This is a genomic window from Blautia sp. TM10-2 (assembly GCF_003480845.1).
Classification (GTDB): Bacteria; Bacillota; Clostridia; order Lachnospirales; family Lachnospiraceae; genus Fusicatenibacter; species Fusicatenibacter saccharivorans.
The window spans coordinates 1-5528 of sequence record NZ_QUJZ01000003.1 but is presented as its reverse complement, the minus strand read 5'-3'; the positions used below and the strand labels follow the sequence as shown (position 1 = coordinate 5528).

General features: G+C 43.9%; 6 protein-coding genes and 2 tRNA genes. All 8 read right to left on the bottom strand.

The features are described from left to right. Positions 1-18: 18 nt before the first annotated feature. Positions 19-92 (bottom strand) — tRNA-Met (locus DXD92_RS03475). A gap of 21 nt (positions 93-113) precedes the next feature. Next, positions 114-186 (bottom strand) — tRNA-Val (locus tag DXD92_RS03470). 202 nt (positions 187-388) lie between these two features. Continuing rightward, a complete protein-coding gene (locus DXD92_RS03465; protein ID WP_158578725.1) occupies positions 389-640 on the bottom strand; it encodes a helix-turn-helix domain-containing protein in 252 nt (83 codons plus the stop codon). Between the two features lie 242 nt (positions 641-882). Continuing rightward, complete coding sequence (locus tag DXD92_RS03460; RefSeq protein ID WP_118594505.1) at positions 883-1710, bottom strand: helix-turn-helix transcriptional regulator; 828 nt, start codon at positions 1708-1710, stop codon at positions 883-885. 312 nt (positions 1711-2022) lie between these two features. Next, positions 2023-2973 carry an RNA ligase family protein gene (locus DXD92_RS03455; protein ID WP_118594506.1) on the bottom strand — a complete coding sequence of 317 codons (951 nt, stop codon included), beginning with the start codon at positions 2971-2973 and terminating at the stop codon, positions 2023-2025. Positions 2974-2994: 21 nt separating this feature from the next. After that, positions 2995-3294 (bottom strand): hypothetical protein, encoded by a 300-nt coding sequence (locus DXD92_RS03450; RefSeq protein WP_119188929.1) that lies wholly within the window; start codon positions 3292-3294, stop codon positions 2995-2997. Positions 3295-3445: 151 nt separating this feature from the next. Beyond that, complete coding sequence (locus DXD92_RS03445; protein WP_118594508.1) at positions 3446-4474, bottom strand: RNA ligase (ATP); 1029 nt, start codon at positions 4472-4474, stop codon at positions 3446-3448. Positions 4475-4671: 197 nt separating this feature from the next. Then, positions 4672-5457: a TIGR02452 family protein gene (locus DXD92_RS03440; protein ID WP_158578726.1), complete on the bottom strand. Its 786-nt coding sequence runs from the start codon at positions 5455-5457 to the stop codon at positions 4672-4674. Positions 5458-5528 lie beyond the last annotated feature (71 nt).

The window sequence follows — 5528 nt, the reverse complement described above, 5'->3', positions numbered from 1 at the left end:
CACAGGAGCCTCCAACCATAGCGAGAGGGGGATTCGAACCCTCGACACCGCGGGTATGAACCGCGTGCTCTAGCCAACTGAGCTATCTCGCCATATGTAATTTTTGATAAATATGGGACCTATAGGGCTCGAACCTATGACCCTCTGCTTGTAAGGCAGATGCTCTCCCAGCTGAGCTAAGATCCCATATCCTGTTTTTCATCAGCGCTTATGTCCCGCTGACATTTATAGATTTTAGCACTGTTCTTTTAATTTGTCAACGGTAATTTTTAAAATTTTTCAAATTTTTTCTTTTATTCCTACAATAGCGTCGATTATGGTACGAACATGCCCAATTCAGGAAAAAGGCTGCCTGCTTTCTCAGCAGACAGCCTTCTTCTCATCCATGTCAAACTTCCACGATCTCCCGCACACACAGATCATCTACCGTCGTATGTAAGATCTCGGCAAGTGCAAACAGATTTTCAATGTTCGGCATCTTTTTTCCTTTCTCCCAGTTCCAGACACTCTGAACCCCGGCGAGCCCCATCTTCTTCTGAATGTCCGGTCGGTTCATCCCCAATCTTTCACGCCGGCTACGGATATTTTCGCCCGTTTTCTTCATGTTCAAGTTTGCATAGATCTGTTCCGATTCTTTCATATCTTTGCCCTCCCTAATTTCTTTTCTTATACCCATATTTTACACTCCGGGTTAAAATCATAAAAGGTCAGGACAGAAAAAATTTTCGTTCAGGTTAGACCCCCTTCTTTTTTCCTTTTACCCCTTTTTATATACTGTTTCAGGTACTTTTTTATCATTTTAGATTATATGTGTTTTTGGTCTCCCCAACTTTTGCTTTCTTTTCTGGACACATATTTTTTCGGGTTAAATTTTTAAAAATGTCACTTACTTCCGTAAATCGTCCCGAGTTCATACCCTCTTTTTCTGTCAAGGTCGAGGCTCTTCAGGAAAAAGAGCGTATCATGTTCATCGCAGTCCGTCTGGCTTTCCCGGAAGAAGGACAGGTTTTCCTCTATACGTTCATCCAGATTGCTGATGCTCTTTCGCAGTTCCTGATAGAGACTTTTGGTAACCATTTCTTTGTAATGGCCCGGCACCTGGTTCAGCACCCACTCGTGGAGATGGATCATGTTGTGCAGTACAAGTTTTTCGTCTTCCAGCCCTTCCGGTGTTATGACAAAGCATCCTGTGCCAGGGTAAAACTGAGCCTTGTTGCTTCCTTTCTTTTTACAAAGTTTCAGTTTGAACAGATCATATGAAAAATAAGTCAGCTCATCCGGCAGCGGAATCGTCTCCGGTTCCCAGGTTCCGTCCTCACGCTGTGCTTCCGCTGCGACGAATGGCCCGCAGATGCTTTCCCGTTCCATCCGCATATCGTCAAAGAACTCCTCAAACTCACCCATCCGCATGGAAATCGTTATTCTGTCCCGGATTTCCTGATCCACTTTTTCCGGGCTGCCTGTTTTCACCGGACGTGTCTTGTACAACTGGTCAAGTCTGACTCCATAAAGCCGTGCCAGATTCAACGCATTATCAATGCTTGGAAGTTTCGGATGTGTTTTGCTCTCCCAACTGCATACCGTCTGCTCTGCCGAAAGTCCAATCGCGTCTCTCACCTGTTTTAACTTCAAGTTATTCTCAATTCTAAGTTTTTTCAGATTTTTTGCTGTTTCTATGGAATCAATCCCAACATTATTATAAGCATCCATCTAAAATTCTCCTCGTTATTCTCCAAATTATTTCTAAAAAATGTATCCTCGTTACTGTTCATTCAGCAGTGAACCGTAACTGTCCCCCGACAGTTGAATCCTTTTTCTCATCCTGGGCTTGCATTTTTTCTCTGGAAAGTGTAATATCATAGATGTAACTAAAAGGAAACTGAGTGGCTTCTGCCTACGCAAAGCAACTACTACCCTAAGCTACAACCCCCAAAAAAGCTCAGGTCCAGAGTTAACCTTACTTTCATAACTCTGGTTCCCCTGAGCTTTTTCTTTTATCAGATCTCCGCCAGAAAAAATTCCTTATTTCCCGCGTGCTTCATCCATCTTCTTCAGAATACTCTTTGCAAGATTCATCGTCTGCCCACCGCACATTTTACCGAAGAGTTTTCCGCAGGCTTCCACGGCCTCCGCCTCTTCCTTCACGCAGTCCGCATAGATTCTTTTTGCGATCACCGGGGCAATCAGCTTCCATTCTGCCGTTCCAAACTCCTCTGGCAGAATACCTTCATCGCGCATTTTATACAGCTCTTTTTCCACGCGCTCCCGCGTCACCATCCGCTCAACAGTTGCAAACGCCATCTTTTTCGCCGCTTCCTGCTCCGATGTGATCGGTGCTTTCTGTGCTTTCATCTCTGAAAATTTTTCATTCACAATCTTCAGCACAAACGGCGCTCTCGAGTCCGGATTATTCAGTTTCGACATATTCTTGACGATAATGCCTTCCTCGCAGTCCCCATCCGTATACTTCGTAATCCGCATGAAACTCCGACAGTGATCCCAGTCCACGAAAGGTCCGTCATACAGCACATGTATATACGGAACTCCTACCTCAGCCGCCAGCGCCTTTACCTGCTTCTGCGGCAGATAACCGTCCGCTTTCAGATCGTAGACATCGTACATGATCCAGATATTCAGATATTTCTCCGGATACGGTACACGATGACGCGTCATCCATTCCCCGAAAAATACATAATCGGGATACTTCTGAAACTTCTCCGCGTCCAGTGTATCCACATAGTCGAGAAATTTTGATGTCGCGTCGACATCCTTTGTCCTCACGATCTGCTGCTTTCTGGAGAACGCCGCAAGCTTTCCTGTTTCCGGGTCATACCGTACGCTGGCATTGCTTCCATCGATTTTAATCTGAATCACAATGTGATCCCCGGGCTCGAAAGCCCAGGTGTTCTTGTTTTTGTGCATCTCATTTTCCTGCACGATTCGCTTGATATCCATAAATTTCTTCTGCTCCATAAAATAATACCCCTTTCCTTTCTAATTCTCATGGGTACACTCATAGATCGTACCCAGCTCATAACCCATTCTGCGGTCGAGATCCAGGCTCTTCAGGTAGAAGAGCGTATCATGCTCGTTGCAGTCCGATGCACTGATTCGGAAGAAGAAAAGATTGTCCATGATCTTCTCATCCAGATCCGCAATCTCATCCTTCAGTTTCTGATAAAGGCAGACAGTAACGAGTTCCTTGTACCGGGATGGCAGGCGCATAATTAATCTCTCCCACTCGATGAGATACCTGGCCGTTCTCATCTCTTTCACCATGTAAAATTCTATCATACCTCATCTGCCCAGTCATTCGTCCCGCAGTATAACTGCCGCGTTCTCTTTTACGCAAAACCGGGATGGTATCCTGCAGATGAAGCAGAATACCATCCCGGTTTTCCTCTATTGACAAATATACATGCTCAAGTTTCTTCAAACAGTTCTTTTATTTCTTTAGCAAATAATCATTGTTTAATACTTTCATAGATAACGGTCCTTCCACAATTCTGGAATACACCGGTTCCAATGGGCGTATTACAATTCCTTCTTTATTCATACCAGATGTATACTTTCCCTTTGCTCTTTCTAAAAGTTCTTCGATACTATCATACTCAAACAAATCTCTTTCTTCTTCCACCGGAACCATTTTTAGGTTCAGAATTCCGCACAGTTCTTTCATCTTCGCAAGAGACAGTCTTCTGTGTGTTTTCAGATCTATCATGGTAAATACATACCATTCCGGTTTTTTCAGCTTTAATCTGTTCTTTTGAATACCAGCACCGCAGAATTCACCCTGAATTGCGAGATCTGACAGATTATTCTCCTTTATTCTATCGGGTATCCCATTTTCATGTGCATATTTCCACATCGCACATTTTCCGTCATCTGCATATTCAAAATTTCTTCCGCATACACCAAAATGATCGTCTTTCCGATACATCGTAACACTGGTTCCGTCCATCTTTGTACTGATGTAATATCCATTTATCTTTTTAAATTCGTCGATCAATTCTGGATAAGACTGTACTCTCAGCTCATCTGTTTTTGGAATTCCGTCTGGAAACTCCCCTATAATCGTACCACTGCTGGTGACTCTTTCCTCTACTTCCCACTTTCTGATTCCAAGCAGCTCTGTAACCTCATCACCAATCTTATACGTTCCTTCCGGCAATATAGATAAAGGCTGAACCAGGCCCTGAGAAATCTGGCCTCTAAATTTCATAGTTCTCAGCCGAAAACCTTCTCCCAGAAGTTCGTTCTTCTCATAGCTGCTGCTTCGCAGAAATTCAAACTGCTCACAAATCGGAAGAAACGAATCTGCTTCCATATATACACAGCAATCTCCAACCCGAAACTGTCCCTTATTCGCAACACACTTCCATCCCAGGACATGCACACACTCTATTCTGTCTGCTCCTTCAATTGGAGTTATGTGATGTACATACTGCACAGATGCCAATTTTCGCTTTCCCATTTTTCAAAATCCTCTCTCAAAATAATTTTATATAGGCATTTGTAAAACGCCACAGGTAAAATTTTATCATGCTTCATCTGCCCAGTCATTCATCCCGTAGTATAACTGCTGCGCGCTCTTTTAAGCAAAACCGGGATGCCACCCTGCTTCATCTGCAGGAAAACATCCCGGTTTTCTTCTTTCCTAAATATATATGCTCAGTTTTCTTTAAATACTTCCGCAAATCTTCTGTAGTTCCCATTCTTTCCATCCGGCACCGCGAACACGACCGTATCGAAACTTGTATGCGTCGTTGTCAGAAATTCCTTGAAAATCCCGGCAACTTCTTTTGCATCCTGTCCGAAAACACCACATCCGTATGCACCCAGAATCAGAGTCTTTACCTCGTTCTTTTCCGCAATATCCAGCACAAACTGGATTCTGCTTTTCAGCGCCTCTGTATTTTCCCGGTCGGAGACATTTTCGTATTTCTGTGCCGCCGCCTTATTCGGTGCTGCACAGGTGATCACATCGCAGAACGCTTCCTTCCCATTACGGAAAAATCCAATTTCCGGCGAATACAGCGCACGGTTCAAATACAGCCCTTTCTGTTTATGCTGCATATTCCATTCATAAAACTCTCTCTGAAAACTTTCCAGCACATTGTACAAAAACGATTCATGACACAGACATTCTTCCTGCGCGATACTGCCCCTGATAAAACCGCCGCCCGGACTCCGGTAAGAAGCGAAATTCAGAACCGCCGTTTTCGATCCCTGATATTTTAGGATTGCAGCAACGCTGTCCAGATCCTCCACGAAAATACGCATCTTATTCTGCTCTGCATTCTCGTCCGGATCTTTCGAATTCCAGACTACTTTATAAAGTTTCGTTGCCGAAATAGAAGCCTGAATCTGATCCTTGTACTTGTCCTGCATCAGCTTCGTATGACGCTCAGCCTTTACCGCATTCTCGATTTTTCTGTTGTTCCTCTGTTCTCTCATGTAAGCCATCTTACCATCGTAAGCGCAAAATATTGCTACGTTACTCATGAATTACGCTTGCACCAAAATGA